We start from the raw sequence: 2299 nt of genomic DNA on the forward strand, positions 1-2299 counted from the left end.
TGGCCTCACGCATACCACTACGCCATTCAGGACGGACGCATGACGCGCTTGACCACCATGGCCGCGATGCCTGCGAGCACGGCCTTGGCCATCGGGGACGACAGCATGTCGGCGATCGGGTTCGACCCTGGCGCTTGCGCCTGAGGCGGGGCACCGCGAGGGCCGAGGATATCCCGGAGTTGACCGGGCTTCTCATGCAGATCGGTGAGCACCTCGCCCAGTTCCTCAGGTTCGGGTCCGACCTGTCGCGGCAGCGTCACCCCTTTCGCCGCGGCTCGCTCCTGCAGCATCTTCAGGAACGCCGCCCGCTCTTGCGGCGACACCTTGGCCAGCGCCTCCTGCGCCGCTTGAGCGTATTGATCACGCGGCACTGCGTGTGACACTTCACCATACCGCTCAAGAACCTCCTGATCCGAGTAGCCCTCGGATGGATCTCCCTGCTCGTATCGATTGACGAAATCCCTGTAGTCTTTCTGGGTTTGGCCGCCGCCGAGCAACTCATCAAGGATACCCATGTACAGCTCCTCCTTTGCGCGTCGGTCGCCCCAGCTACGATAACACCCAAAGTCCTTACCACAAGCATTTAGTTCAGACATTCCGAACTCTGCGGTGCTGTCACTACAGAACGCAACAAGGGTCTCGATGTCCGCTTCTGATGCTGTGGACGGCTCCTCCACCGGCACATGAGTGCCATGGATGTGGGTGCTGTTGAAGCTCCCACGATTCGGAGGAGCCAATCATGCAAGCGGTCACCACACTCGGTCTCGACATTGCCAAGTCGGTGTTTCAAGTGCACGGCGTCGACGCGGAAGGCAACGTGCTCATCCGCCGTCAGCTGAAGCGGCGCTACGTCCTGGCGTTCTTCGAGAAGCTGCCGCCATGCCTGGTTGGTATCGAAGCCTGCGCCACGTCGCATCATTGGTCACGCGAACTCAAGGCGCTCGGGCATAATGTGCGCCTGATGCCGCCGGCCTATGTAAAGCCTTACGTCAAGCGGCAGAAGAACGATGCCGCCGACGCCGAGGCCATCTGCGAGGCGGTCACCAGGGCCAACATGCGGTTCGTCGAGACCAAGACGCCCGAGCAGCAGAGCTGCCTGATGCTGCATCGCACCCGCCAGCTCTTCATCCGCCAGCAGACCTCGGTGATCAACGCGATCCGCGCCCATCTGGCCGAGTTCGGGATCGTAGCGCCGGTAGGACGCAAGGGTGTTGAGCAACTGCTTGCGGTCGTCGCGGATGCTAGTGACCGACGCGTTCCTGAGCTTGCCCGCGCCTGTGTCGCCGCCCTCGGCGCCCAACTGTGTAGGCTCAAGCAGCAGATTTTAGAGTTCGACCGCCGGATCATGGCCTGGCACCGATCCAATGAGACGAGCAGGCGGCTCGATGCGATTCCTGGCATTGGACCGGCGCTGGCCACGGCTCTGGTCGCCAGCGTCGCCGATGCGAAGGCCTTCCGCTCGGGACGGCACTTCTCAGCCTGGCTCGGGCTGGTGCCGAGGCAGCACTCGAGCGGAGGCAAGGACAAGCTCGGCAGTATCAGCAAGCAAGGCGATCGCTATCTGCGCAGCCTGTTCACCGCCGGCGCCCTCGCCGTGATCCGCTATGCCAAGCTCCATGGCACCAAGCATCGGCCCTGGCTTACGGCATTGTTGGCGCGGCGGCCGACCAAGGTCGCCGCCATCGCGCTCGCCAACAAGATCGCCAGAATGGCTTGGGCCATGATGGTCACGGGCGAGCGCTACAAAGAACCCGCCGCCCTTGCGGCGTGAACGAGGTCGCGCCGGACATCCGGCGTGATGGGAAGGTTGGAAGGGCGAACAGCACGTAATGCAGAGCCGGTCGATCCGGCGATCGGGACAACCCACATGTGCCAGTGCATTGTAGAATGCGGGCTTTTGACCGGGACCCGATCCGCGGAGGGCATTATGGCCAGCGGTCATGCGAACCGCGCTAACAGGCCGAACACATGGCTGCACCGACCAACGCTGCGGCGTGAAGTTTTGACTTGCCAACCCGGAGCCGTCCACACATGGCACTTAGCGGATGTTCAGCCGTCCAGGGCAGTGCCCCATCGATCCGTCCGGCGGTTTGAACGCACGGAGGGCAGCGGCCATGAGAAAAATCAACAGGCTTACGGCGATCAGGGTCGCGCCGGTCTACCTTTTCTTGCGGCGCGAGCGATAAGCAGGTGCCTCGGGTGCCGGACAGAAAAGCGCGTCGAAGCCGCCCGGCTGGGCAATACAGTGGCCATGACGCATTACCGGCGGATTGTAAATGCCCGTGGCCATCAACAATGG

General features: G+C 62.8%; 2 protein-coding genes. One reads left to right on the plus strand and one right to left on the minus strand.

Features of this window, described 5'->3' with window-relative positions; all coding sequences use genetic code 11:
- Positions 1-26 precede the first annotated feature (26 nt).
- Positions 27-515: a hypothetical protein gene (locus tag VES88_11735; protein HYN82167.1), complete on the minus strand. Its 489-nt coding sequence runs from the start codon at positions 513-515 to the stop codon at positions 27-29.
- A gap of 224 nt (positions 516-739) precedes the next feature.
- Here VES88_11735 and VES88_11740 point away from each other — a divergent pair, with 224 nt between their 5' ends.
- Positions 740-1771, plus strand: a complete 1032-nt coding sequence (locus VES88_11740; GenBank protein ID HYN82168.1) for an IS110 family transposase — start codon at positions 740-742, stop codon at positions 1769-1771.
- Positions 1772-2299 lie beyond the last annotated feature (528 nt).

The organism is Gemmatimonadaceae bacterium (assembly GCA_035633115.1).
Taxonomy (GTDB): domain Bacteria; phylum Gemmatimonadota; class Gemmatimonadetes; order Gemmatimonadales; family Gemmatimonadaceae; genus UBA4720.